Here is a 24,258-nt window from a genome sequence, read left to right on the forward strand (position 1 = left end):
GTGTGGCCAAGTGAATAGTTTGTGACGCCGCGTGCCGCTCAGACACCCAGCCGGTCGCGCAGCGCATACCAGCTCATCGCCAGCACCAGCAGCGGCGTGCGCAACGCCCCGCCACCGGGGAACGCGGGCGTCGGCACGCAGCCCATGGTGTCGAACCCATCGGTTTGCCCGGCGATGGCATCCGCCATCAGCTTGCCCGCATGGGTCGCTGTGCCCAACCCATGGCCGGAGTAGCCCGAGGCCGACAGCACAGTGGGCGCCACCCGCGCCAGATAGGGAAAGCGCTTCATTGTGATGCCCAGGGTCCCGCCCCAGGCATAGTCGATCCGGACGTCTTTCAAATGCGGGAAGACGATTTCCATCGGCTTGCGCACCGTGGCGGCGATGTTGCGGGGGAACCTGTAGCCATAGCTCTCGCCCCCGCCAAAGAGCAGCCGCCCATCGTGGCTCAGCCGGAAGTAGTTCACCACAAACCGGCTGTCCGCCACGGCCACATCGCGCGTCAGCACCCTGCGTGTGTCTTCCCCCAGCGGCTCGGTCGCCACGATGAAATTGTTGATCGGCATCACGCGCGCCGACACCTTCGGCGCCAGCGACGACAGATACCCGTTGCACGCCAGAATTACATGATCCGCGATGACCCGGCCCGTATCTGTGTGCACGACCGCAGGCGTGCCATGCTCTAGCCGCTGCACATGTGATCGCTCATAAATCTCAGCGCCCGCGTCTCGCGCGGCGCGCGCCAGCCCCAAAGCAAAAGCCAACGGGTGTAAATGCGCCGCCCCCATATCCAAAACCCCCCCCTTATAGTCTGGCGAGGGGCAGAGCGCATGACAGGCCTCCGCATCCAGCGTTTCAAGCTGCGAATATCCATAGGCGTCAGACAGGTGCCCGGCATAGTCGTGTAACGCATCGACGTCCGACGCATGGGATGCCGCATAGGCAACGCCCGGCTTCAGATGACAGTCAATGCCGTGCTCGCGAACCAGCGATTTCACCAACCCCTTAGCGTCCTCGGCCAGATCCCACAGGGCACGTGCCTGGGTCTCCCCGACCATACGCTCCAGTGTGTCCTGCTCGACGCGTTGGCCGCTGCCCAGTTGCCCGCCATTGCGCCCCGAGGCACCAAAACCGACCCGATGCGCCTCCAGAACCACCACGCGCCGCCCAGCCTGTGCCAGATGCAGCGCGGCGGAAAGCCCTGTGTATCCGGCACCAACCACACAGACATCGGCCCGCACGTCCCCTTGAAGACTGTCAAACGGCGGCAAGGCCGGGGTGCTCGCCGCATACCAGCTGCTCGGATACGCCCCGACCTGATCATTGGCATAAAGCAGGTTCAAAGGACCCCCTTCATTGTTCCCAAAATATGCAATCCCAAGCCAGCAACCTGCCTAGACATTGAGCAGCAAGTGCTCCCGCTCCCAAGGCGAGATCACCTGCAGGAACTCATCGTATTCCGCCCGTTTCACAATGGAATAGACGCGCGCAAACTCCGGGCCCAGCACCTCATGCAGCGCTGTTGCCTCTTCGAAAAGATCGAGGGCAGAGCCCAGAACCCGCGGAATATCCCCCTCCCCATGATAGGCATCGCCTTTGAACTCCGGGGCAGGATCTTTCTGCTCAACCAGCCCAAGATACCCGCAGGCAAGGCTCGTCGCGATGCCCAGATAAGGGTTGCAATCCATCCCGGTCAGACGGTTCTCCACGCGCCGGGCCTCGGGGCTCGAAAGTGGAATCCGAATGCCGGTGGTGCGATTGTCCCGCCCCCATTGCAGGTTGATCGGTGCTGCCTGATCCTTCACATACCGCCGGTAGCTGTTCACGTAAGGCGCAATGACCGCCATGGCCGCTGGCATATGTGTCTGCAGACCGGCGATCATATGCTGGAACGCGGGCGTCTCCTCCCCATCCGGGCCGGAAAAGATGTTGGCGCCACTCTCCGCATCCAGAACCGAGTGATGGATATGCATCGCACTGCCTGGTTCGTCAGCAATCGGTTTCGCCATGAAGGTGGCAAAGCAGTCATGCCGCAGCGCCGCCTCCCGGATCAGCCGTTTGAAATAAAACACTTCATCCGCCAGCTTGACCGGATCGCCATGACGCAGATTGATCTCCAACTGCCCCGCGCCCCCCTCTTGCGTGATCCCGTCGATCTCGAACCCCTGCGCCTCGGCGAAATCATAGATGTCGTCGATCACCGGGCCAAATTCGTCCACCGCTGTCATTGAATAGGCCTGCCGCGCTGCGGCCGGCCGGCCCGAGCGGCCCATCATCGGTTCGATCTCATGGGCGGGGTCGATGTTGCGCGCGACCAGAAAGAACTCCATCTCCGGTGCCACCACCGGTTTCCACCCCTTGTCGCGATAAAGCTGGCAGACCCGTTTCAACACATTGCGCGGACTGAAGGGCACCGGCAGGTCCGCCCGGTCATAGGCGTCGTGAATCACCTGCAGGGTCCAGTCACCCGTCCAGGGCGCCGCTGTTGCCGTACTCATGTCCGGTTTAAGGATCATGTCTTTCTCGATGAACCCATCCTCGCCTGCGGCTTCACCCCAGTCGCCCGTAATCGTCTGGTAGAAAATGCTGTCAGGCAGATGAAAATAGTCCTGCCGCGCGAATTTCGACGCGGGCACCGCCTTGCCGCGCGCAATGCCCGGCAGGTCAGAGATGATGCATTCCACCTCATCCAACCGGCGGCCTTCCAGATAGACCTGAGCCGCCGCAGGCAGGGTGTTTGTCCAGTCAGCCATCAGGCCCTCTCTTTCCTGTAAAACGCAGCCATCATGTCGGCCACCTGCATGCGGTCAGTTGGCTTATCCAGACGCGCGTTGGCCGCCTCCAGCAGCGCGTCGGGCACAACGCCCTTGCCCCGCGTGCGGATCAACCCGTTGATGAAATCCGAGCCGTATTCTGGATGCGGCTGAATGGTCCAGATCAGGTCTCCATAAAGCAACCCGGCGTTTTCGCAAAAGGCGTTGCTGGCAAAAACCTCTGCAGCCTCCGGTTTCTCCACCACCTGATCCTGGTGCCAGGCATTCACCGCCACGCGCCGCCCGCCCATGTCATATTCTGTCCGCCCCACAGCCCAGCCTCCGCTGAACTTCTCAACCCGGCCGCCCATCGCCTGCGCGATGATCTGATGGCCAAAACAGACACCGATCATCGGGCGCCTCGCCGCATGCGCTGCGCGGATGAACGCCTCCAGCGGCGGGATCCAGTCGTGCTCCTCATAGGCCCCGTGTTTCGAGCCGGTGATCAGCCAGCCGTCGGCCTCCCCAACGCTCTCCGGAAAATCGCCATCGCAGACCGACCACCCCTGGAACGTAAAGCTGTGACCCTCCAGCAACCGCGCGAAGTACTGATCATAGAGCCCTCCGTCCCGCATCGTGTCGGGTGGGTGTCCCGTGATCAGAATACCGATTTTCATAACTGCCTCACACCGTGTCCAGATAGATGGCAACCTGTTCTTCCGGAGAAAGCTCTTGCATGTAGTGCAACTCCTGCCGCTTTGTCAGAACAAGATTGCGGATCAGGTCCGGGGCGAAGATACGCGCAATCTCGGGGCTGCTATCAAACGCGTCAATGGCGCTGGCCCAGTCGCCGGGGATCTGCGGCAGATCTGCGGCATATGCATTCCCGGTGATCGGCGCAGGCGGCTCAGCTGCGTCCTCGATCCCCGACATGGCGGCGCCCAAAACGGCGGCCAACATGAGATACGGGTTGACGTCGCCACCGGCGGTCCGGTGCTCGATGCGCCGGGCCGCCGGCGCCCCCGACGGAATGCGGATGGCCGAGGTGCGGTTCTCATAGGCCCAGCTGATGCCCGTCGGCGCATGTGACCCGGGCACCATCCGATCAAAACTGTTGGCATGCGGCGCGAAAATCAGCGCAGAGCCCGGCATCGCCACAAGGCATCCCGCCACCGCGTGGCGCAGCGCGGCCGTGCCCTCCGGCCCACCGTTGTCGAAGATGTTGCAACCTTCCGCGTCCAGCACAGAGAAATGCACATGCAGGCCGGAGCCCGAGTAGTCCGGGTAAGGCTTCGCCATAAAGCTTGCCGCAAACCCGTGTTTGCGCGCCATGCCCTTGACCAGCATCTTGAACAGCCAGGCGTCATCCGCCGCACGCAGGGCATCCTCCCCATGCATCAGGTTGATCTCGAATTGTCCCAGCCCCGCCTCGGAAATGGCGGTGTCTGCGGGAATGTCCATCTCCTCGCATGCATCATAGAGATCGGTGAAAAACCCGTCGAACTGATCCAGCGCGCGCAAACTCAGGATCTCTCCCGCCACCCGGCGCTTGCCCGAGCGGGGGGAGGGCGGCACCTGGAGGTTGCGCCCGGAATCGTCGATCAGGAAGAACTCCAACTCAACCGCGCAGACCGGCGTAAGCCCGCGTTCGGTGTATCGATCTAGCACCGCGCGCAGCGCATGGCGCGGATCGCCGTCATAGGGTCGCCCATCTTCGTGAAACATCCAGATTGGCAACAGCGCCGTGGGGGCGTCCAGCCAGGGCATGGGCACAAAGCCGCGTTCAGTGGGCTTCAACACACCGTCCCGATCACCGCTCTCAAAGACCAGGGGGCTGTCGTCAATGTCTTCGCCCCAGATGTCGAGATTGAGCACCGACATGGGAAAGCGCGTCCCGCCCTCAATGGCCTTGTCGGCAAAACGGGCCGGAATGCGTTTGCCCCGCGCCTGCCCGTTGAGATCAGAGGCCGCCACGCGGATCGCGCGGACATGCGGGTTCTTGCGGAGCCAGTTCTTCATGTCTCACCGGTGGGTGGGCTGCCGCGCGGCCCAGGCCAGTGCCCGCCCCACGGATAATTTGATCAAATTCAGGGATACTATCGGATCAGGTTTGGGCGCAACCTTATTTTGCGTCGCATGGTCTGCGGCAAGTGCCGGTTCAACCGTTTGTTCACGAAACCGAAAACACCAATGACAACCAGCGTCAGAAGGATGAAGTAGAACGCCAGAATGGGGTAGGGCACGAAGGGGTTGAAGGTCTTGTCGGCGAAGTATTGTGCATAGTAGAGCGCGTCGCCCCGCTGCTGCCAGGCGGGAAACCCCGAGAAGAACACAAGAGCCGTGGCGTGGAACAGAAAGATCGCCTCATTGGTATAGGCGGGCCAGGCCAGCCGCAGCATCGTGGGCCAGATGATCCGCCGGAACCGGGCCCAGCCGGACAGCCCATAGGCATCCGCCGCCTCGGTGTCGCCCTTTGGGATCGATTGCAGCGCGCCATAGAAAATCTCGCCCGAATAGGCTGCCGTGTTAAAAAACAGCACAATCAGCGCGCCAAGCCAGGCAGCTGTGAACGGGTCGAAAATCGGTGAGACCGACTTGAGGTTGAGGAAGAGGAAATAGGCGAAAAAGAACTGAACAAAGAGCGGTGAGCCGCGGAACAGAAAGATGAACCACTCTGCCGGTTTGCGCAGCAGCGGGCGCGGCGAGGCCTTGCCCATCGCAAGGGCCGTGGCCAGAAAGAACCCCATCAACAGTGCGACAATCCCGAAATACACATTCCACAGCATGCCGGAGCCGATCAGCGTGAACTGCTGACAGAGCGTGAAATCTTCCCGTGGCAGCAGTCGCTCGCCGATGCCGATGGCCCGCAAGCCGTAGTCCTGAATGGTTTGCAGGCAGCTCACGCTGTGGCTGCCTTGCGCTGCGCTTCGCCCGCTGCCGTGGCCTGGCCCTTCGTCAGCCGCGCCATGATCCGGCTCAGCACAATCTCGGACAGCCGGGTGAAGAGCAGGTAGAACACCAGGAGCGCCAGAAAGTACCACATGCGCCAGTCCCCATGTGGATAATCGGTGAAACGGGGGGTCTTGGTGCCACCCAACTCACGCGCCCAATAGACGATATCTTCGATGCCCAGCAGAAAGAGCAGCGGCGTCGCCTTGATCAGCACCATCCACAGGTTGCTGAGCCCGGGCAGCGCGTAGACCCACATTTGCGGCACAAGTACGCGCCAGAACGTCTGGCGTTGCGACATGCCATAGGCTTCGGCGGTCTCCAGCTGCGCCCGCGGCACCGCGCGCATCGCGCCAAACAGAACATTGGCCGCAAAAGCGCCAAAGACGATGGCAAAGGTCAGCACCGCAAGTGCAAACCCATAGGTCTCATGCATCCATTGCGGCGCGCTGCCCAGCGGCATCTTCGCCGCCTGACAGACCACAAAGTCATTGCCCTGCCGGATGGGTTCAGACCATTCCGGGCACAGCGTCTTATGGCGTAGATATTCGATACCCTGATCCAGCGCGATCACGAAGAACAGGAAAAAGGCCACGTCAGGCACGCCCCGGACAATCGCAATGTAGCCTTTGCCGAACCACTGGAGCGGCAGGATATGAGAGCGTGATGCCAAAGCCCCGCCAAACCCGAAGGCCAAGGCAAGCGGCGCCGTGATGGCCAGCAGGATCAGCACGGTGAAGACCGAGTAGTAGATCGCCATGTGCTTACCGGTGGTCAGATAGCACGCCATCCATTGCCAATCGGGTAATACGCTGGGATCGACACAAAAATTGAACATAAAATGGCAGCCTGGCTTCGCCTGGGCGCGACACTCCTCCGCGCCCAGGCCTGATCTATGATATTGTGATCAGTAGGTTTGCGCGTCTTCGCCGAACCATTTGATAAGAAGTTCGTTGATCGAACCGTCTTCTTTCATAGAGGTGATCGCCGCGTCGAATGTGGCTTTCAGTTCACCATCCGACTCCCGGACGCCCAAACCAACACCGCCCCCGAGAAGGACGGGTTCGTCGACCCAGACAAGGTCGGGGTCTTCGGTCACGAGCGGCTCAAGGAAGGAGCCCTGGAAGAAGACCGCATCCGCTTCACCGTTTTTCACCGCGGCAACCAGCTCATCCGCTGTGGCGAACTCCAGCAAGGTGGCGTCGCTCTCGGCGATATAGCCCGCCTGGATTGTGTTTGTCTGCGTGGCGATCACGCCGTTGATATCGGCATCCTCAGACAGAGCCGCGTATCGCGATGCCTCTGGCGGAATGTAGTTTTGGGTAAAGTCGATGACCTCGTCACGTTCTGCTGTGATCGACATGCCGGCGATGATGGTGTCGTAGTTGCCGGATACGAGGTTGGGAATGATGCTGTCCCATTCGTTGGTGACCCATTCACAGGTCAATTCAGCGCGCGCGCAGAGTGCGTCACCCAATTCGCGCTCAAAGCCGTCCACTTCGCCCGCGTCATTGATGAAGTTGTAGGGGGGGTAGGCGCCCTCTGTGCCCATGCGGATGGTCTTGCCGTGGCCGTCGGCCATGGCCATGCCAGCGCAGAGCGCGAGGCTTGCAGTTGTCAGGATGAGATTTTTCATGATGGTTACTCCCTTGTTTTTATTTAGGTTACGCCGCGTGAGTCGCCGATAGAAACCCACGCAATCGTTCGGATTTGGGCGCGCCGAACAGCGTCTCGGGCGGCCCCTGTTCTTCGATCAGCCCCTGATGCAGGAAGACCACGTGGTCCGACACATCATGGGCCAGTTTCATGTCATGGGTCACGATGATCATCGTGCGCCCTTCGGCCGCCAGATCCTTGATGACCTTTACCACCTCCTGTTCCAGCTCGGGGTCAAGCGCGGAGGTCGGCTCGTCAAACAAAAGCGCTTCGGGCTCCATGCAGAGCCCCCGCGCGATGGCGGCGCGCTGTTGCTGTCCACCCGAGAGCTGTGCGGGGTAGACATCACATTTGTCGCCGATGCCCACCTTGTCGAGATAGGCGCGGGCGGCCTGTTCCACCTCGGCCCGGTCCCGTCGCAGAACCGTCAGCGGCGCTTCCATGACGTTTTGCAGGATCGTCATATGGGCCCACAGGTTGAACTGCTGGAACACCATGGACAGGTTGGTGCGGATGCGCAGCACCTGCGCAGGGTCCGCCGGGCGGCGGTTGTGGCCCTGGCCCTTCCACAGAACCGGCTCGCCCTTGAACCTGATGTCGCCCTGCTGGCTGTCTTCCAGTAGGTTGCAGCACCGCAGCAGTGTGGATTTGCCCGAGCCAGACGAGCCAATCAGCGAGATCACGTGACCTTTGGGGGCGGTGATGCTGACACCCTTGAGCACCTCAAGCGCGCCATAGGCCTTGTGCAGATTGGCGATTTCGATAACCGGTGGCGCGGCAGTCAAGACAAGGCCTCTCAATGATTCAAGGCGGTATAAGGGGTCAAAATCGCGCCTTTTGCAATGTGCAAAGCGGCAAAGACCGGGTTTCGCCAGGTCAGGGTGTGCATTTTTTGGCGGTGCACGGTGTTTCAGGCGGCGGCAGAGGCTCGTCCAGATAGGCGGCGGCGGGGATCTGCACGATGTCTTTCAGCAGAAGTGTGGCGCGATCAGCGGGCGCCAGCGCTGCAATTGCCGTCTTTATCGCTGTAAAGAGCGGTGTTGGGTCACGCCCAAGGGCGGTGATAAATGGCAAGCCCGGTGTGGGCCGCGTCGAGACCAGAACGCGCAGGTCAAGTGCTGCGGCCTCATTGTGCTGGATCAACCGCCAGGTGACCGCATCAATCGCGGCCAGGTCCGCGGCCCCTTCGCTGACGGCACGTGCCGCGTTCAGATGGCTTCCGGTGTCGCGGGTCCGACCGGCAAAGCTGAAGCCAAAGCCGCCCTCGGCCAGATGCGCTTCGATCGCCGCCCAGCCGGATTGCGAGCGTCGATCGTTGCGGGCCAGCTGCGCCCCGTCGAATTCGGCGAGGCTTTGGCGCGGGTCGGTTGCGCGCACAACAATGTGAGATCTGTAGTAGCCCGGCGGGCAGCCTTCGACGCCATAGTCCGGCGTCCCCACCAGGTGGACGCGACTGTGCAGGCCCGTACGAAAGGGCAACCCGCAGGTTTGCGACAGCACCAACCCAGGGTCCTCCCAGGTGACATGCGGGTCACTGTGCCGGTCCAGTGCCTCCGGCCCGGCACCATATCCGTTTCTGATCAATTGCCAAAGCCGATCATTGGCGGCACCTGTGCGCGCCGTGTCATACATCGGCAGGCTGGCCGTCACGCGCGCCCGTCAACCGCCTGTCGGGCCAGCGCGGAATCCCGGTCGCTGATGCCCAGGAAGTTCGCCGCCATGCGCACCAGGGCATCTTCCTCCTGCGCGCGGGCGCCATCGGCCAGCACCACCTGCCACAGCGCCTGAACCACACCGCAGCGCGCCTCGTAAGGAACGGCATCCTTGATCGCGCGGGTAAAGCGCACCGTATCCGGGGCTTCGGCCTCCAGCGCTTCGGCTTCTGTGCGCAGCGCCGAGGTGGCGCCTGGCCCAAGCTCATATCGCTGCGCAATGATCTGATCGATCCGAGCCTTTTCGCGCTCACTATAGTCGTTGTCGGATCGGGCGATGCGGACCAGCAATGCCGTCAGAGCCAGCCGCGCATCTTCGTCGGGCAAAGGCTCTGTGTCGGGTTGGGTCAACCGTTTTATGAAATCAGCAAACATCCGCGTCATATAGTCGGGAAGCTGCGCCGTGCCAATGTTAATGGCCCGCAAGCGCCTTTTGACGTGCGGCGGCAATGTCGGCATCTGTCAACCCAAGCGCGGTTTCGATGGCCAGCAGCTGAATCTCTTCGCCCGGGTCACGGTCACCATCCGCAAGGGCGACTGACCACATGGCATCCGCCAGGGCACGCCGCTGTGCGTAGTCAACCTCTTCGCGCAGGATATCCGCAAACTCCGGTGTACCCGGAGCATGCCGTTCCAGCGCCTCGCAGGTGGCGCGCAGCTTGGCCGCCTCCAGCGGTTTGAGGTCGAAGGTATCTGCCAGAATCCGGTCGATCTGGCCAACCTCTGCGGCTTGGTAGTTGCGATCGGCAAGCGCCACGCGCACCAGCAGAGCGCCGAGCGCCAGCTGCGGGTTGGGCTGAGGCGGCTGGTCTGGGCGGGCCTTGCGGCGGGGAAAGAGGCGTTCGAACATGTCTTGCTTTTGTGTCGTGGGCGGTCTGGTTCGCTGCGTCCTGCACAGCGATGTGCGGCAGTGTGGCACGCAAAACAGCCAATGCCCAGAGGGCACAGATCAGGGGTGTGCAAGCTGCTCGAACTGCTTGGCCAGTTGTGCTGCCGCTTCCTCAAGACCAAACGGAGGCCGGATCACGAATAGCCCTGAGCCGACCATGCCATGCCCCGGGCGGGTCGGCGGGAAGTGGACTTCGTGCCGGAACGCGCCCTCATGCGCGCTTTGCAATTGCTCCAGCATGGCCTGATGACTGCGGGAGGTCAGGATCGGATACCAAAGGCAGATGATACCAACGTTCCAAGCGCGGGTGATGCAGCGCATATGTCCGGGAATGTCCGCGTAGTCCGATTTCACCTCGTAGCTTGGATCAATCAGCATGAGGCCACGCCGCGGGGAGGGTGGCGTCAGCGCATGGGCCAGCGCAAAGCCGTCCTGGTGGTGGCAACGCGCGCCCGTCCCGACCATGGCTGCTTGCAGGGCGGCATGTTCCTGCGGGTGCATCTCAGCCAGATGCAGCGTGTCGGTTGCCCTCAACAGGGTGGCGGCAATCAGGGGGGAGCCGGGATAAGCCTGCGGCCCGTGACTGTGACGGATCTTGTCAATGGCGCGGGCCAGAGGATGTGTGGCGTCAAACCAAGGCTGCACACGTGTGATCCCTGACGCGGCCTCACCGGTCTTGAGCGCCGCCGGATCAGACAGGTCGTAAAGCCCACGACCCGCGTGGGTTTCGATGTAGCTGAGCGGTTTGTCTTTGCGCGTCAGATACGCCAGCATCCACGCCAGCAGCGCGTGTTTGTGGACGTCGGCAAGGTTTCCGGCGTGATAGCTATGCTGGTAGCTGAGCATGGGGTGAGGTGTACCTGAACTGAGACGCTGCGCAACACACGGGCGCCGATTGTTGGCATTTTGACCGGACGATGGGCCAATGCTTTTGGTCTGGGAGACGTGCAGATCTGTGGTCATGTTGATGCATGGAGAGGGAAAGATGAAAAGCACACCGTTTGGGGCAAGCTTGGCTGAGACGCCGCTGCCTCCAGTTTGTGGAGATAGTGTTGAAGACCTGGGCCTTTGAGGCTGGCCGGCCCTTTTTCCCCAAATCGTCTGACGGTTGGGCCTCCCCTTTCCGCGGCCGGACTTGTCCTGCGGGCTCTGTGACAGGTTTGCCAGGCGCGGCGTCGCGGTTCAGGACCTGCCGTTTGGCGACCTGGCGATTGACGTCGCGAACCATGAGGGATTGGCCGAGCCGCTTGAGACAGTTCATCTGGCTCTCGACACGGCTGCGGCAGTGGCAGTGGTATCCGCTCCATCGCTGCCAGATGGCACGCCGCAAATACTTCGAGGTGCGCAGTGTCGCGTCACGCACGAGGGCGTCTGGGGCTCGTCGGCGTCCGGGGCTTGGCGTTCTTCCATGGCGGGATGACAGCGTCAGCATTTTTGTGCAGCAATGGCCGCGTGGCACGTCCGGATGTCGTAAGCCCCGGCCGCGGTGACCGATGCGATGTCCTGATCCGTTCCGATGTGATCCAGCCGCTCCGGCGTCTGGGCGCGTCATCGATATTGCTGCCGGTGATCTCGACGGCTCTGACCTTCAGCGTTTTCTCGTCAACTCCGATGTGTCTCTTGCGCCAGACGCGCCGCTTGGAGATCGTGGGAATGACGCCGAATGGTTCCGAGACGCGTTGAAAGACAAAAGGGGTACGCGCCGTTCAGGGCTAATTTGATCCACTGGATCAAATCTGATCGCCCCTCACCCCCGGCCGGAAACAGCGCAAGAAACCTGTGAAGCCCGCCTCTTGTGACATTGCTGCGCAATGCACTGCCGGGCAATGGACAAGCGCCGGTACAAACGCCGCAACCGCATCGAGAGCATGTGCGGCAGGTTGAAGGACTGGCGGTGTGTGGCAATCCGATACGACAGATGTCCAAAGGTCTTCCTTTCAGCCATCGTCCTCGCGGCAGCCGCCATCTCTGGGCTATGAGGCCTGAGCCCAGGATCGCCGGGGGCATTGTTCGATTTATAGGCACTCCGCCAGCGTTTGGGCCATATTGCGAATGAGCTTCGGATAGAGCGGGGCACCGGGGTCGAGTGACGCCCCAAGCGGGTCTATGACCCCTGTTTTGGCTTCTGTCCCATCCAGGATCGCGGTGACAATGCCCAGGTTGAACTGCGGTTCTGCCAGAACGCAATCGATGCCTTCAGCACGGATAAGCCCTTGTATTTCCGCGATCCGCGCCGGGCTTGGGTCGGATGCATCGCCAAGCGAAATCGCTCCCGCAGCGGGGAAGTCGAAATCCTTTTCAAAATATTGATACGCGTCATGGAATACGATGAAACTGCCACCGCGCACAGGGTCCAGCATCGCGCCGACGTCGGCGGCAAGGGCTTCGATATCTGCGCGCGCGGCGGAAGCGTTGGCGAAATAGGTGCCCGCGTTGTCCGGATCCGCTGCCGACAGCTGTGCTGCGATCACATTCAACCAGGCGCTGGCGTTTCGTGGCGACAACCAGGCGTGGGGGTCATGCGCGCCATGGGCATGCCCATCATGGTTGTCGTGGTCCGCGTGGTCGTCGTGCTCATGCTCCTCGTGATCGGAGTGTTTGTCCTCATCGTGATCCTCATGCGCATGCGCGTCATGGCCATGGTCTTTGTCGTCCGTATGCTCTGCGCCGTGGTGATCGTCATGGTCATCATGATCGTCATGCGCCGCGCCGTGATCATGCGCTTCGAACAAGGCACCTTCTCGGACGTCGAGCAGAAGGGTGTCGTCTGTCTCCAGCAATGTGGTCACGGTCGCATCCGTTGCCAGCGTCTCCACCGCGTCTTCCATCCAGGGGGCCAGATCCTCGCCAATCCAGAAGACCAGATCGGCCTCTTGCAGGGCAGAGGCCTCCGAGGGCCGCAGGCTGTATTCATGCGGCGATGCCCCCGGCTGGACAATAAGCTTGGGTACACCAATCCCTTGCATGACCTGTGCGACAAGAGAATGCACCGGCGCAATATCGACGGCGACTTTGGGCGCATCGGCCAGCGCGGTGCCGCCCATGAGAAGAGTTGAAATGGAGAGAGAAAGAAGCGTTCTGGACATAGGATCGTTCATGTGATTTTATAACGTTACTTTCGCCATAGCCGATACGGACCCCTATGACAAGCGATCTCAAAGTCGAGCCTGCTCAGAGCCAAACGCTTGGTTTCCAAAAGCATGACCATCACCTCTGCGTGGGTCAGGCGCTTGAGGCGGCGGAAGCAAAATGTGCACAGAACGGCCTGCGTTTGACCCCGGTGCGGCGCAAAGTGCTGGAATTGCTGTTGCAGGAGCACCGGGCGCTTGGGGCTTATGCCATTCTGGACATGCTGCGCGAGGCGGGGTTTGGATCGCAACCGCCCGTCGCCTATCGCGCTCTCGATTTTTTGTCGGAGCACGGGTTTGTTCACAAGATCGAGCGCTTGAACGCCTTTGTCGCCTGCGCGCATCCCGGTGAAAACCATTCACCAGCCTTCATGATCTGCCGCTTGTGCGATGCCGTGGCCGAGGCGGACGCAGCAGCTTCTGGCGGCGCTTTGGGGCAGGCAGCGCGCTCTGCGGGGTTTCAAATAGAGAAGACCGTCGTGGAAGCTGAAGGCGTCTGCCCCGACTGTCTGGACAACGCTGACATATGAGCCTGATTACAGTGAAGAACCTCGCCGTGACCTACGGCGCCAACACCGTTCTCAGCAATGTGTCATTGACGCTGAACCCGGGCGAGATCGTGACCATTGTGGGCCCAAACGGGTCGGGCAAGACCAGCCTGTTTCGCGCGATCATCGGGGCCACAGATATCACCAAGGGTGAGATTTCACTAAAGCCGGGCTTGAAGATCGGCTATGTCCCGCAACGGCTGCATATTGACCAGACTTTGCCGATCACGGTCGCGCGCTTCATGCGGTTGACCAACCGGGTGCCACTGGCGCGGTGCAAGACCGCGCTGGAGGCGGCGGGCGTGCCTGACCTTCTCAAACGGCAGATGACTCAGCTTTCCGGCGGGCAGTTTCAACGCGTGTTGTTGGCGCGGGCGCTGATCAACCAGCCGGACGTCTTGCTGCTGGATGAGGCGACGCAGGGGCTGGACCAGCCCGGCTCTGCCGCGTTTTATCAGGAGATCGAGACCGTGTGCCGCAAAACCGGTTGCGCCGTTCTGATGATCAGCCACGAGTTGCATGTGGTGATGAGCGCGTCGGATCGGGTGATCTGCCTCAATGGGCATGTGTGTTGCGAGGGAACGCCTGCCGTCGTGGCCTCAGCGCCGGAGTACCGTGCGCTCTTTGGGTCGGGCACCGGCGGTGCGCTGGCGCTTTACCGTCATGACCACGATCATGATCACGACCATTGCCACGAGGCGGCTGAATAATGCTGGATGATTTCATGACCCGCGCGACCCTGGCCGGGGTCGGAACAGCCGTGGCCGCAGCCCCTTTGGGGTGTTTTGTGGTCTGGCGACGGATGGCCTATTTTGGGGATGCCACGGCCCACGCGGCGATTCTCGGGGTCGCGCTGTCACTGGCGTTTCAGATCTCGATCTTTCCGGGCGTTCTCGCTGTGGCGCTGATCATGGCGCTGACCGTCACAGTCTTGGCCGGACGCGGCTATGAGATGGACACGCTGCTGGGTGTGCTGGCCCATTCCGCTCTGGCCTTTGGGCTGGTCGCGGTCTCTTTCCTGTCGGGCATCCGGATTGACCTGATGGCCTATCTGTTTGGCGATATTCTCGCCGTGTCGCGGCTGGATCTGCTGGTGATCTGGGGTGGCGCGGTCCTTGTGGTGGCGCTGATCGCCTGGAGGTGGTCCGCCCTGCTGACCTCCACGCTCAACGCGGAGCTGGCCTATGCCAGTGGTCTGAACCCGAAACGGGAGCAATTGATCCTGACCCTGTCGCTGGCCATCACCGTGGCTGTGGCGATCAAGGTTGTTGGCGTGCTTCTGATCGCGGCGCTTCTGATCATACCAGCGGCGGCGGCGCGGGGGCTCGCACGCACGCCTGAGGCCATGGCCGTGACTGCGGCCGGGATCGGAGCGGTGTCAGCCGTGGCCGGATTGCAGGGCGCCTATGTGTTCGACACGCCTGCGGGTCCGTCCATCGTCTGCGTCGCGGCCATCCTTTTTGCCGGGTTGAACCTAGTGGGGTGGCGCAACAAAGCTGGCGCTTGATTGCCTCAACCCAAAGCAGCGAGCCGTGTCATCCAGCCCAGCGGCGGCTCTGGCGTTTCCGATTTGAACTCCGCGCCCAGAGGGGTCTGCCAGCCAAGCGATGCGACATGCGCAAAAATCGCGGCATAGTTCAGCTCGCCCTGATCCGGTGGCCCCCGGTCGGGGACCGATGCAAACTGGATGTGGCCGATGATCGGCAGCAGATCGGTCAGCCTTGTGATCACGTCACCCTCAGTTCGGCCCACATGATAGCAATCGAACATCAGCTTCAGGTTTGGCGCGCCCACGCTTTCGATGATCTCTCGCGCCTGATCGGTGGTGGTGAGGAAGTAGCCGGGCGCGTCGTGGCGGTTCAAAGGCTCAATCAGGATCGTGCGGTCGGTTTGTGACGCCGCGTGGCCTAGATTGCGCTCAAAGGCCTGTCGGGCTGCGGGGCCGGAGGCAAACCCGGCCATGACATGCACCGCGCCCGCATCCACAACATCGGCATAGGCAATCGCCTGATCGATGGCTGCGCGCGCCTCCGCCTCGCGGCCTTCAAGCGCGGCGAGGCCGTTCTCGCCGGGTTGGCCCCGCAAGGTGTTCAGGCCCAGCATCGGCAAACCGGTCGCATCGAGCGCCGTGCGCACGTCGGCGGCGGGGGTGTCATAGGGCCAATGGCATTCCACGGCGGCAAACCCTGCCGCATGCGCCGCGTGAATGGCGTCGGGCAGGGGGCGATCTGTCCAGAGAAAGCCGAGATTGGCTGAAAAGCGGATCATGTCTCCCACTCCACATCGAATTTGGTGACAACGGCGTTGATCTGGCCCGCGTCCAGCGCCTGCAGGGGCTGGCTGCGGAGCATCAGCGCCAGCCGCGCGGTGGCCTCAAGCTCTTCAATCGCATTGCAGGCGGCTTCGACGGTCTTGCCCGCAACCACGGGGCCATGATTGGCCAGCATGACTGCGGTGCGTTTCCCGGCCAGCCCGCGCACAGCCTCGCCCATGGCCGGATCGCCCGGCACGAAGAAGGGTAGCAGCTTGACCTTGCCCAGCTGCATGACGGCGTAGGGCGTCAGCGGCGGAAGAAAGCACTCCGTGTCGTTGTCAGGCAGCAGCGACAGGGCCACCGAATGGCACGAATGCAGATGCACCACGGCGCCTGCCGTGCTGCGTGTCTCGTAGAACGCGGCGTGCAACGGCATCTCCTTGGTGGGCGGGTCGCCGTCAATCATGCGACCGTCGGCGTCGAACCGGCTCAGGCGCGCAGGATCGAGACGGCCAAAGCTGGTGCCAGTGGGCGAGACCAGCAGACCCCCATCCTCCGTCCGCGACGAGATATTGCCGGTTGACCCATGCGTCAGACCCCGCTCAAAGAGCGATTGCGCCAGCAGGCACATCTGCTCACGCAGCTTGGTGTCACTCATGGGCCCAGCACTCCGGCCGCTTTTTCAAAGAAATCTTCCGCGCCAAAATTGCCGGATTTCAGCGCCAGCACGAGGTCCGGCTTGGCGCGCAGCGCGGGCACGCCGGGGTCGATCTCCGGGCCGATCTCAAGCGTGGTGAGGTCGAGCGCCTCGACGACAGCACCCGAGGTCTCGCCACCTGCTGTGATGATCCGGGTGACGCCTCTTGCCACAGCCAGACGCGCCAGATCGGCAAAGAAGGTCTCGATGGCCGAGGCGGCGCGCTCGCGTCCAAACTGGTCCTGCACGGCCTTGACCACCTCGGGATCCGCCGAGCTGTAGATCAGGGGCAGATCACCGGTAATCATCGCCCAGTCCAACACCGCGTCAGGTGTTTCACGACCATCAATGATGTCTTCGGCGCGCAGCTCCCGCGCGGGGTGGCGGGCCGCGTGGCGTGCCACCTGCGCGCGGGTCGCGGTGGAGCAGGAGCCGGAGAGGGCAAGGACGGGGCCGGACTGGCCTTCCCAGTCCGGCTTACCGGGTGTGCAACCGAAATTGCGCGGCAGCCCCAAGGCCACACCGGAGCCGCCTGTCACCAATTTGAGGTCTGCAGCCGCGCGCCCGATTTCCATCAGGTCTTCATCCCGGATGGCGTCGACCACGATGTGCCGTTTGCCCGCCGCATCTTCGCCGTTGAGACCCGCCAGGATGGCGTCCGCGCCGGCAAAGACGGTCTGTGCCGCCACATGCCCGATGTCATATTTGCTCTGCGGGGTCATCCACCGGCGCAGGTCGGCATCTGTCATCGGGGTCAAGGGGTGGTTTTCCATGCCCGATTGGTTCAGCAGCGCATCGTTGACAAAGAGATGCCCCTGATAGACCGAGCGCCCGGTGCCAGGGAAGGCGGGGCAGACGATGACCCGATCCGCCGCAAGCGCATCGGCCAGGGCATCCGCCACCGGCCCGATGTTGCCGTCGGGCGTCGAATCGAAGGTGGAGCAGTATTTGAAGAAAATCTGCGTGCAGCCCTGCGCGATCAGCCAATCGAGTGCGGCCAGCGATTGTGCCACTGCGTCCGCCGGCGCGATGGAGCGGGATTTGAGCGACACCACCCCCGCCTCGACGTCCTCAGAGGCCGGTTCGGATGGGATGCCCGAATACTGCACCACCCGCATGCCCTGTTTGGCCAATGTATTGGCCAGATCGCTTGAGCCGGTGAAATCATCCCCGATGCAGCCAAGTTTCATGAGTGTTTCTCCGGCAGGGTCAGGCCTGCATCCTTGGCATAGACCTTGGCGACCGCTGCGTCATCCTCGTGGCCCAGCCCCATGTCAACGGCGGCCCTGTATTGCGCCAGCGCAGTTTCGGTGATTGGCGCGTGAAAGCCCGAGGCTTTGGCGGCTTCCAGAACGATGCCCAGATCCTTCGGCCAGATGTTGACCTGGCTGTGCGGGGTGTAGTCACCTGCGACCACATGCGGTGCGCGGTTCTCAAGCATCCAGGAGCTGCCCGCGCATTTGCTGATCACCTCGACGAAGGTCTCCGGCGCGATCCCTTGGGTCATCCCGAAGGTCAGCGCTTCGGCCATGGTGGCAATATGCACTCCCGCAAGCAGCTGGTTCACGGCCTTCATGGCCGACCCGGCCCCTGCGGCATCACCCAGGCGGAAGACCGTCTCAGCTGTGGCCTCCAGAACGGGGCCTGCTGCCGAAAACGCAGCTTCCGTGCCTGACGCCATGATGCCAAGTCTGCCCTGCGCCGCCTTGACCGAGCCACCCGAGATGGGTGCGTCGAGGTAGTGCACGCCGGTGGCTATGCAGCGCTGCTCCATCTCCTTTGCAAACTCCGGCGGCACCGTGGCGCACGCCAGCACAACCGCACCGGCGCGCAGCTGGGCCACAACGCCAGCCTCACCAAACAGCACGCTTTCCAATTGGGCGGCGTTCAGGACCACCACCACAACGGCATCCAGGTCTGGCGCCACCTCCGCCACGGGTCCTGCCGCACCCCCGTCGGCGAGGAACCGCGCGACCTGCGCCTCCACCACATCAAAGCCATGCACCCTCATCCCGGCGCGCAGACAGGACTGCGCCATGCCATAGCCCATGGAGCCCAGGCCAAAGATGGCAACGTTCAAACTCATGACAGGGTCCTTTCCTGGTCTCTCAAAACATGGGCGGCATCACGACGCGTGCTCTCCACCCGGTATACTTTGTCGGAGGAGGTGATGAACATGGTCTGGCCCGACGCCCCTCCAAAGCAGATATTCGAGGTTTGTTGCGGCAGCCAGATCTTCCCGATCAGCGCGCCCTCGGGCGACAGGCAGTGGATGCCATCGAGCGCCGACGTCCAGATGTACCCCTCGTGGTCCACGCGGAACCCATCCGGCACGCCGGGGGCCACAACCGCAAAGACGCGGGGGTTGCAGAGCGTGACACCCTCCACGTCGAAGACCCGGATGTGGTGGGGCAGCTCATAGTCGATGCCGGGAAAGCTCGCCCCCCGGATCGCACCTGAATCGGCCACATAAAGGCGGCGCTCGTCGGGGGAGAACGCAAGCCCATTGGGCTTGTCGAAGTCGGTGGCCACCGCATGCAGCACACCATCGGTGTCTGCGCAAAAGACATAGCAGCCGCCAATCTCGCTGTCGGCGGGGTAGCCTTCGATGTCCGAATTGATCCCGTAGGGCGGGTCAGTGAACCACACGGAGCCATCGGAGCGCACGACCACATCGTTGGGGGAGTTCAGCCGCTTGCCCTCGAAACTGTCGGCGATGACCTCCACGGCTGATGCGTCCAACGGATCATGCCGCCGGATCACCCGGCGCCCGCCGTGTTCGCAAGAGATCATATGGCCCCCTAGGTCGCGCGTATTGCCATTTGCAAACTCGCTGTTGGCCAGCGCGACTTGTGCGCCTGTGCTCTCTCTCCACCGCATCATGCGCTTGTTCGGGATATCGTTGAAAAACAGCTGGTCGTCGTGCCAGACGGGGCCTTCCGTCCAGATACAGCCGTCTGCAATCTGCTCCGGCGGGCGGGAGGTGTCCACAAACGTCTCAAATCGCGGATCAACGGGGATGAAGCGGGGTTGGGTCACGCCACGGCTCCTTTTCTCAAGGTCTGGAACAGGAGCATCGCAAGGATGATGACCCCAAAGATAATATTGCGCCAGGCGTCGTCGATTTGCATCACCGAAAGGATCGAGGTCAGCAGGGTGATGAACAGCGCGCCGCCGATGGTGCCGAAGAGCCCACCGCGCCCCCCAAGGATCGAGGTGCCGCCGATGACCACTGCGGCGATGGTGGGCAACAGGAACGGGTCGCCCATGCTCTGGTAGGCCTGATTGGCATATCCCGCCAGCATGACCCCGCCAAGTGCTGAACACATGCCCGCAATCGCAAAGGCGACAAAGAGCACCGAGGGCGTTGAGACGCCTGACAGGAAGGTCGCTTTTTCATTGAAGCCGATGGAGCGCAGGTATCGCCCGAACGGTGTGCGGGTCAGGACATAGCCCAGGATCAGCGAAATCGCGATCCAGACCAGAAAGCTGATGGGCAGGCCCAGAATGTCACCCGAGGCCATGGCCACCATCAGCGGGCTGGACTGGCCCTTTGGGTTGAACCCGCCCGTATTCAGCACCGCAAGGCCCAGCAGCATGGAATTCACCGCCAGCGTCCAGACCATCGAGGGGATGCGCAGAATGGCCACACCCATGGCGTTGATCACCCCGATCAGAGCACCGAAAGCGAGCGCTGCGGGCACGGCAATCGCGCTCAGCACTGGGTTGCCAGTGCCGACCAGCGCGGTCGACAGGATCGCAGCTCCCGTCAAGACCCAAGGTACCGACAAATCGATATGCCCCAGCAGGATTACAATGGTGGCGCCGGTGGCCAGCAAGCCGAGAAAGGCCGCGATCTGAAGTTGCTGGGTCAGATAGCCTGCACTGAGCACCTGCGGGAAGAAGACGCTGCCCGCGAGGATCAGGACCACAACACCGAAAAACGGCATCAGACTGTCGAGTGTGATTGCGCTCCGCATCAGGAGTAGACCTCCAGCTTGTTGCGCGCGCGCAAGACGTCGGCGCCGCCGATGGCGATGGCCCCCGCGAGGATCAGCCCTTCGAAGAGGGGCTGCGCAAGTGACGGGATGCCAGAAAAGAACATGAGCGACGCTATCGTTTTCAGGATGAAGGCACCCGCCAGCGCGCCCACAAGCGAGCCGACCCCGCCGCGCAGCAGCACCCCGCCCAGAACCACCGCTGCAATGGAGTTCAGCGTGAACCCTGCCGCGATCCCCGCATCGCCTGTGGTGGTCACGAAGCTGTAAAACAGCCCCGCCAACCCGCCAAAAAGCCCGGCCAGCGTGAAGGCCGCCAGGCGGATGAACCGCGTGTCGATCCCCGATTGGAATGCCGCCTGTTCCGAGGACCCAAGCGCATAGAGGCCCAAGCCAAGGCCGGTGCGCCGGAACGGCAGCCAGAACCCGACGACGGCCACCGCCGTAATCACCAAAGCGGTGGGAATGCCAAGAAAGTCGAGTGTCATCGCGTCGGCCAGATCATAGTTCACCGCGCCACCGGGGGTGGGGCGCAGCAACAACGCGATGCCGATGAAGACCGAGGCAGTCGCCAGCGTCACCACGATCGGTTGGATGCGGCCAAAGACGATGATGACCCCGTTGAGCAGCCCACAGAGCGCGCCTGCCGCAACGACAGCCACCATCCCAAAGGCAATGCCGCTGGCGGACCCGTCCAGCAGATAAGAGGCGATGCAATTCGTCAGCGCCATGACCGCACCAACCGACAGGTCGATCCCGCGCACCACAACGGCGAAGAACTGGGCACAGGCGGCCAGACCAAGGATCAGGCACTGGTTCGCCCAGATCGTCATCACATAGGTCGAGGCCCCGCGCGGGTGGGTGCCCAGATAAGTCGCCAGGAGTGCGATCAGCACAAGGCCCGCGATCACCTCGCGCCGGTTCGATCTCATGTAGTCAAGCATGACGCGCAGCCTCGTTTGTCGCCACATTCAGGGTGGCTGCGATGATGTTCTGCGGGGTCAGCTCCGCGCCTTTGAGCGAGGCCACGATTGCCCCATCAAAGAAGACATGCGTCTCGTCGCAGAGCTGGATCAGCTCTTCGTAATCCGTGCTGAGAAGCAGGATCGCCGTGCCCTGATCTGCCAGTTGGCGCAGGATCGCATAGATCTGCGTCTTTGTTTTCACGTCGATGCCGCGCGTTGGGTCCGCCAGAAGCAGGCAGCGCGGCTTGAGCGCAAGCCATTTCGCCAGAACCACCTTTTGTTGATTGCCGCCCGACAGCGATGAGACAGGCAGGTCCAACCCGCCATGTTTCAAGGCCAACTGGTCGAGCGATCCGGAATAAAGCGCTGCGTCTCCCGCATCCAGATCGGTTCGGCCAAGCGCGGCCAGTTCGAGGTTTTCCTGAATGCTCTGATCGAGGATCAACCCTTCGGTTTTGCGGTCCTCAGGGACGTAGGCGAGTGCGATATCTTGGTGTTTGGCGACTTTTGGGCTCGTGATGTCGCTGGTCTGCCCGGCAATCGCTGTGGTGCCGTCCGCCTTGCGAAGCAAACCGAAGAGGCCCATGAGAAACGCGCCTTGTCCCTGACCATCGAGCCCGCCGAGGCCCACGATCTGACCACGGCGCACCGACAGGCTCACGTCTTTGACGCGGTCTTCCCAACTGAAACTGCGCACATCCAAAACGACCTCGGCGTTGCTCAGACCGGCTGGCTTTTGCGGGAACAGCTCTTCGATCTTTTGGCCCACCATCATGTCGATGATCTCGCCATAGTCATGCGCGCCTTTTAGGAAGGTCTCGACACGCTGGCCGTTGCGAAAGACCGAGACCCGGTCCGCCAAAGCTTCGACCTCGTGAAACCGGTGAGAGATGAAAAGCACGGCGGTGCCGCCATCCCGAGCTTCGCGGACAAGCTCGAACACCCGATCAACAACCGACGCGCTAAGCGCCGATGTGGCTTCATCGAGGATCAGAAGGCGCGGCTTTTTCATGATCGCCTTGGCAATTTCCACCTGCTGGCGTTGCGGCAATGTCAGGTCCGCGACACGCGCGCCCATCTTGATCTGGTCGCCGCCGATGCGGTTCAAAACATCCTGCGCGTCACTCAGCCCGGTTCCGCGCAACCAGCCAAGCCCGGCGCCCGGTGCGCCGAGCAGCAGGTTCTCCCGCACGGTCAGGTCCGGCACCAGAGACAGCTCCTGAAACATGCAGACCAGCCCGTGGCGCAGCGCATCCTGGGGTGTGTTCAGCGCCACATCCTGGCCGTCCACGCGCAATTGACCATGGGTGGGCTGCAGCACGCCCGCGATGAGCTTCATCAGCGTTGATTTGCCCGCGCCGTTTTCGCCGAGCACGGCATGCACCTCACCCGCCCGGCAGGCAAAGTCGACACCGTCGAGCGCTTTTGTGGCGCCGAAGTGTTTGGAGATGTTCTTCATCTCCAGAAGAGGAGGGCGGATGTCGGTCATAGCGGTCATTCCATGGCATGGGGTGGCGCGTGTAGGCCCGCGCCACCGCATAAGAGAAGCCGTCAGGCTCAGGTATTGTCAGGTGATTGACCCAACAGCTCTTCGGGTGTGAAGGGCGCGAAGCACTCGGCATAGCCCGTGCCTGTATTGAAGGACTTGGGCAAGTCGGGGAAATAGTTCACCCCAGCCTCCAGCGCCTCCGCCTGCACCTGCGGAATGGGCAGGAAGATCGTCTGTGGCAGCGTGTTGCCCTCCAAAAGCGCCACGGCCGCTTCCAGCGCCACGGCTGACATGGCCGGCGCCTGGCTGGCCGAGACGCCCGGAATGTCGAGTTCATCCATCAACATGCGCACGCCGTTTTCGCCATCGACGCCCATGGGCACAATCGGGTGCCCTGCGGCCTGCATCGCGTTGATCGACCCGGCTGAACCGTGCTGCGACACAACGGCGTCAAATTCGCCATGGGTGGCCAGCGCATCGGCCACAACCTTCTGGCTGGTGCCGGTGTCCCAATTGCCGACCACCTCGACGATCTCCAGCCCCTCGACCTGCTCCAGCACGCTCATCATCCCGAGGCGGCGGTCGCGATCCGTGGCGTTGCCGGGCAGGCCGTTGACCATCAGGATCTTGTCCGCCTCACCGCCCAGCGTGTCCATGACGGTCTGTGCCTTCAGCGCGCCCAGAGCCTTTTGGCTTTCGTTCACTTGGACAACCTTGTCGGTGTCCAGAACATTGTCGAAGGGCACCAGGATCGTGCCTGCGCGCTCGGCCCGGCGAATGACCGGTTCGAACGCTGTGGGGTTCACGGCGATGAAGGTGATGGCGTCATAGCCCGCCGCGATGAAGTTATCGATGGCGGCGATCTGTGCGGCGCTGTCATTGCCCACCGACACCACGGTGAACTCGTCGATCTTGCCCGCATTCTCGGGGCGGGCCGCCCAGGCTTTGGCGGATTGAATTGCCTGAATGCGCCAGTCGTTTCCGGCAAATCCGTTCACGAAGGCCAGCTTGTAGGGCCCGTCCTTCGCGTCATAGGAAATCTCTGATGTGCCCGGTGCCGGGGCAAAGCACTCCGGCCGGTATGTGTCGGCGAAGGCGGCGCCTGTGGCTGCCACGGCCAAGGCCGAGCTCAAAAGAAAATGTTTCATATATCCTCCCATGGCGGTCGCCCGCCTGCAGTGTGTTCCTTATCCTGTGGCACGTATGTTTACGTAAACACA

General features: G+C 62.3%; 25 protein-coding genes and 2 pseudogenes. 4 read left to right on the forward strand and 23 right to left on the reverse strand.

What is annotated here, in order from left to right; genetic code table 11:
• Nucleotides 1-38: 38 nt before the first annotated feature.
• From So717_RS16020 to So717_RS22350, 13 genes and pseudogenes are all read right to left on the reverse strand, one after another.
• Nucleotides 39-1,343: an NAD(P)/FAD-dependent oxidoreductase gene (locus tag So717_RS16020; RefSeq protein ID WP_159979121.1), complete on the reverse strand. Its 1,305-nt coding sequence runs from the start codon at nt 1,341-1,343 to the stop codon at nt 39-41.
• Between the two features lie 51 nt (nt 1,344-1,394).
• On the reverse strand, nt 1,395-2,753 hold the full coding sequence (locus So717_RS16025; protein WP_159979123.1) for a glutamine synthetase family protein: 1,359 nt from the start codon (nt 2,751-2,753) through the stop codon (nt 1,395-1,397).
• Complete coding sequence (locus tag So717_RS16030; RefSeq protein ID WP_159979125.1) at nt 2,753-3,430, reverse strand: type 1 glutamine amidotransferase; 678 nt, start codon at nt 3,428-3,430, stop codon at nt 2,753-2,755. The genes So717_RS16025 and So717_RS16030 overlap by 1 nt, the downstream gene beginning before the upstream one ends.
• 7 nt (nt 3,431-3,437) lie before the next feature.
• On the reverse strand, nt 3,438-4,772 hold the full coding sequence (locus So717_RS16035; protein ID WP_159979127.1) for a glutamine synthetase family protein: 1,335 nt from the start codon (nt 4,770-4,772) through the stop codon (nt 3,438-3,440).
• 77 nt (nt 4,773-4,849) lie between these two features.
• Entirely contained in the window at nt 4,850-5,656 is an 807-nt protein-coding gene (locus So717_RS16040; RefSeq protein WP_159979129.1) for an ABC transporter permease, read from the reverse strand.
• Entirely contained in the window at nt 5,653-6,540 is an 888-nt protein-coding gene (locus So717_RS16045) for an ABC transporter permease (protein ID WP_174239057.1), read from the reverse strand. The genes So717_RS16040 and So717_RS16045 overlap by 4 nt, the downstream gene beginning before the upstream one ends.
• A gap of 69 nt (nt 6,541-6,609) precedes the next feature.
• Nucleotides 6,610-7,338 carry a transporter substrate-binding domain-containing protein gene (locus So717_RS16050; RefSeq protein ID WP_159979131.1) on the reverse strand — a complete coding sequence of 243 codons (729 nt, stop codon included), beginning with the start codon at nt 7,336-7,338 and terminating at the stop codon, nt 6,610-6,612.
• A 28-nt stretch (nt 7,339-7,366) separates the two neighbouring features.
• The gene (locus So717_RS16055) at nt 7,367-8,143 is read right to left on the reverse strand and encodes an ABC transporter ATP-binding protein (RefSeq protein WP_159979134.1); all 777 of its coding nucleotides are present in this window, start codon (nt 8,141-8,143) and stop codon (nt 7,367-7,369) included.
• A gap of 91 nt (nt 8,144-8,234) precedes the next feature.
• Nucleotides 8,235-9,008 carry a phosphate/phosphite/phosphonate ABC transporter substrate-binding protein gene (locus So717_RS16060; RefSeq protein WP_159979136.1) on the reverse strand — a complete coding sequence of 258 codons (774 nt, stop codon included), beginning with the start codon at nt 9,006-9,008 and terminating at the stop codon, nt 8,235-8,237.
• Nucleotides 9,005-9,445, reverse strand: a complete 441-nt coding sequence (locus tag So717_RS16065) for a tellurite resistance TerB family protein (protein WP_159979436.1) — start codon at nt 9,443-9,445, stop codon at nt 9,005-9,007. Before So717_RS16065 ends, So717_RS16060 begins: the two co-directional genes overlap by 4 nt.
• 37 nt (nt 9,446-9,482) lie before the next feature.
• On the reverse strand, nt 9,483-9,920 hold the full coding sequence (locus tag So717_RS16070; RefSeq protein WP_159979138.1) for a tellurite resistance TerB family protein: 438 nt from the start codon (nt 9,918-9,920) through the stop codon (nt 9,483-9,485).
• Between the two features lie 99 nt (nt 9,921-10,019).
• Entirely contained in the window at nt 10,020-10,805 is a 786-nt protein-coding gene (locus So717_RS16075) for a 23S rRNA (adenine(2030)-N(6))-methyltransferase RlmJ (protein ID WP_159979140.1), read from the reverse strand.
• A 292-nt stretch (nt 10,806-11,097) separates the two neighbouring features.
• A pseudogene (locus So717_RS22350) lies at nt 11,098-11,602 on the reverse strand (transposase); the annotation flags it as partial.
• Here So717_RS22350 and So717_RS22755 point away from each other — a divergent pair.
• Nucleotides 11,597-11,938: pseudogene (locus tag So717_RS22755) on the forward strand (hypothetical protein); the annotation flags it as partial. The pseudogenes So717_RS22350 and So717_RS22755 sit on opposite strands and share 6 nt — an antisense overlap.
• A 36-nt stretch (nt 11,939-11,974) precedes the next feature.
• On the opposite strand, the gene So717_RS16085 reads toward So717_RS22755, so the two are convergent.
• On the reverse strand, nt 11,975-13,045 hold the full coding sequence (locus So717_RS16085; RefSeq protein ID WP_159979438.1) for a zinc ABC transporter substrate-binding protein: 1,071 nt from the start codon (nt 13,043-13,045) through the stop codon (nt 11,975-11,977).
• 56 nt (nt 13,046-13,101) lie between these two features.
• Here So717_RS16085 and So717_RS16090 point away from each other — a divergent pair, with 56 nt between their 5' ends.
• Genes So717_RS16090 through So717_RS16100 form a run of 3 tightly spaced genes read left to right on the forward strand, consistent with a single transcriptional unit; the run spans nt 13,102 to nt 15,142 of the window.
• A complete protein-coding gene (locus So717_RS16090) occupies nt 13,102-13,617 on the forward strand; it encodes a transcriptional repressor (RefSeq protein WP_159979142.1) in 516 nt (171 codons plus the stop codon).
• Nucleotides 13,614-14,345, forward strand: coding sequence for an ATP-binding cassette domain-containing protein (locus So717_RS16095; protein WP_159979144.1), 732 nt, complete (start codon nt 13,614-13,616; stop codon nt 14,343-14,345). Before So717_RS16090 ends, So717_RS16095 begins: the two co-directional genes overlap by 4 nt.
• Nucleotides 14,345-15,142, forward strand: coding sequence for a metal ABC transporter permease (locus So717_RS16100; protein WP_159979146.1), 798 nt, complete (start codon nt 14,345-14,347; stop codon nt 15,140-15,142). Before So717_RS16095 ends, So717_RS16100 begins: the two co-directional genes overlap by 1 nt.
• A gap of 5 nt (nt 15,143-15,147) precedes the next feature.
• Here the strand turns inward: So717_RS16100 and So717_RS16105 are convergent, their stop codons facing one another.
• The 9 genes from So717_RS16105 to So717_RS16145 form a co-directional block, all read right to left on the reverse strand.
• The gene (locus tag So717_RS16105; RefSeq protein ID WP_159979148.1) at nt 15,148-15,903 is read right to left on the reverse strand and encodes a hydroxypyruvate isomerase family protein; all 756 of its coding nucleotides are present in this window, start codon (nt 15,901-15,903) and stop codon (nt 15,148-15,150) included.
• Complete coding sequence (otnC, locus tag So717_RS16110) at nt 15,900-16,547, reverse strand: 3-oxo-tetronate 4-phosphate decarboxylase (protein WP_159979150.1); 648 nt, start codon at nt 16,545-16,547, stop codon at nt 15,900-15,902. The genes So717_RS16105 and otnC overlap by 4 nt, the downstream gene beginning before the upstream one ends.
• Nucleotides 16,544-17,776 (reverse strand): 3-oxo-tetronate kinase, encoded by a 1,233-nt coding sequence (otnK, locus tag So717_RS16115; protein ID WP_159979152.1) that lies wholly within the window; start codon nt 17,774-17,776, stop codon nt 16,544-16,546. Before otnK ends, otnC begins: the two co-directional genes overlap by 4 nt.
• The gene (gene ltnD / locus So717_RS16120) at nt 17,773-18,672 is read right to left on the reverse strand and encodes an L-threonate dehydrogenase (protein WP_159979154.1); all 900 of its coding nucleotides are present in this window, start codon (nt 18,670-18,672) and stop codon (nt 17,773-17,775) included. Before ltnD ends, otnK begins: the two co-directional genes overlap by 4 nt.
• A complete protein-coding gene (locus So717_RS16125; RefSeq protein WP_159979156.1) occupies nt 18,669-19,625 on the reverse strand; it encodes an SMP-30/gluconolactonase/LRE family protein in 957 nt (318 codons plus the stop codon). The genes ltnD and So717_RS16125 overlap by 4 nt, the downstream gene beginning before the upstream one ends.
• Entirely contained in the window at nt 19,622-20,566 is a 945-nt protein-coding gene (locus tag So717_RS16130) for an ABC transporter permease (protein WP_159979158.1), read from the reverse strand. Before So717_RS16130 ends, So717_RS16125 begins: the two co-directional genes overlap by 4 nt.
• Entirely contained in the window at nt 20,566-21,528 is a 963-nt protein-coding gene (locus So717_RS16135; RefSeq protein ID WP_159979160.1) for an ABC transporter permease, read from the reverse strand. Before So717_RS16135 ends, So717_RS16130 begins: the two co-directional genes overlap by 1 nt.
• Complete coding sequence (locus So717_RS16140; protein WP_174239058.1) at nt 21,521-23,038, reverse strand: sugar ABC transporter ATP-binding protein; 1,518 nt, start codon at nt 23,036-23,038, stop codon at nt 21,521-21,523. Before So717_RS16140 ends, So717_RS16135 begins: the two co-directional genes overlap by 8 nt.
• A 68-nt stretch (nt 23,039-23,106) precedes the next feature.
• Nucleotides 23,107-24,186: a sugar ABC transporter substrate-binding protein gene (locus So717_RS16145; protein WP_159979164.1), complete on the reverse strand. Its 1,080-nt coding sequence runs from the start codon at nt 24,184-24,186 to the stop codon at nt 23,107-23,109.
• Nucleotides 24,187-24,258 lie beyond the last annotated feature (72 nt).

It is taken from the genome of Roseobacter cerasinus, assembly GCF_009811755.1.
Lineage (GTDB): Bacteria > Pseudomonadota > Alphaproteobacteria > Rhodobacterales > Rhodobacteraceae > Roseobacter > Roseobacter cerasinus.

Coding starts and splice junctions, on each gene's coding strand:
- So717_RS16025 (WP_159979123.1), bottom strand. CDS start 2,753: ATGGCTGACTGGACAAACACCCTGCCTGCGGCGGCTCAGGTCTATCTG.
- So717_RS16030 (WP_159979125.1), bottom strand. CDS start 3,430: ATGAAAATCGGTATTCTGATCACGGGACACCCACCCGACACGATGCGG.
- So717_RS16035 (WP_159979127.1), bottom strand. CDS start 4,772: ATGAAGAACTGGCTCCGCAAGAACCCGCATGTCCGCGCGATCCGCGTG.
- So717_RS16045 (WP_174239057.1), bottom strand. CDS start 6,540: ATGTTCAATTTTTGTGTCGATCCCAGCGTATTACCCGATTGGCAATGG.
- So717_RS16050 (WP_159979131.1), bottom strand. CDS start 7,338: ATGAAAAATCTCATCCTGACAACTGCAAGCCTCGCGCTCTGCGCTGGC.
- So717_RS16065 (WP_159979436.1), bottom strand. CDS start 9,445: ATGTTTGCTGATTTCATAAAACGGTTGACCCAACCCGACACAGAGCCT.
- So717_RS16070 (WP_159979138.1), bottom strand. CDS start 9,920: ATGTTCGAACGCCTCTTTCCCCGCCGCAAGGCCCGCCCAGACCAGCCG.
- So717_RS16075 (WP_159979140.1), bottom strand. CDS start 10,805: ATGCTCAGCTACCAGCATAGCTATCACGCCGGAAACCTTGCCGACGTC.
- So717_RS16085 (WP_159979438.1), bottom strand. CDS start 13,045: ATGTCCAGAACGCTTCTTTCTCTCTCCATTTCAACTCTTCTCATGGGC.
- So717_RS16090 (WP_159979142.1), top strand. CDS start 13,102: ATGACAAGCGATCTCAAAGTCGAGCCTGCTCAGAGCCAAACGCTTGGT.
- So717_RS16095 (WP_159979144.1), top strand. CDS start 13,614: ATGAGCCTGATTACAGTGAAGAACCTCGCCGTGACCTACGGCGCCAAC.
- So717_RS16100 (WP_159979146.1), top strand. CDS start 14,345: ATGCTGGATGATTTCATGACCCGCGCGACCCTGGCCGGGGTCGGAACA.
- So717_RS16105 (WP_159979148.1), bottom strand. CDS start 15,903: ATGATCCGCTTTTCAGCCAATCTCGGCTTTCTCTGGACAGATCGCCCC.
- otnC (WP_159979150.1), bottom strand. CDS start 16,547: ATGAGTGACACCAAGCTGCGTGAGCAGATGTGCCTGCTGGCGCAATCG.
- otnK (WP_159979152.1), bottom strand. CDS start 17,776: ATGAAACTTGGCTGCATCGGGGATGATTTCACCGGCTCAAGCGATCTG.
- ltnD (WP_159979154.1), bottom strand. CDS start 18,672: ATGAGTTTGAACGTTGCCATCTTTGGCCTGGGCTCCATGGGCTATGGC.
- So717_RS16130 (WP_159979158.1), bottom strand. CDS start 20,566: ATGCGGAGCGCAATCACACTCGACAGTCTGATGCCGTTTTTCGGTGTT.
- So717_RS16135 (WP_159979160.1), bottom strand. CDS start 21,528: ATGCTTGACTACATGAGATCGAACCGGCGCGAGGTGATCGCGGGCCTT.
- So717_RS16140 (WP_174239058.1), bottom strand. CDS start 23,038: ATGACCGACATCCGCCCTCCTCTTCTGGAGATGAAGAACATCTCCAAA.
- So717_RS16145 (WP_159979164.1), bottom strand. CDS start 24,186: ATGAAACATTTTCTTTTGAGCTCGGCCTTGGCCGTGGCAGCCACAGGC.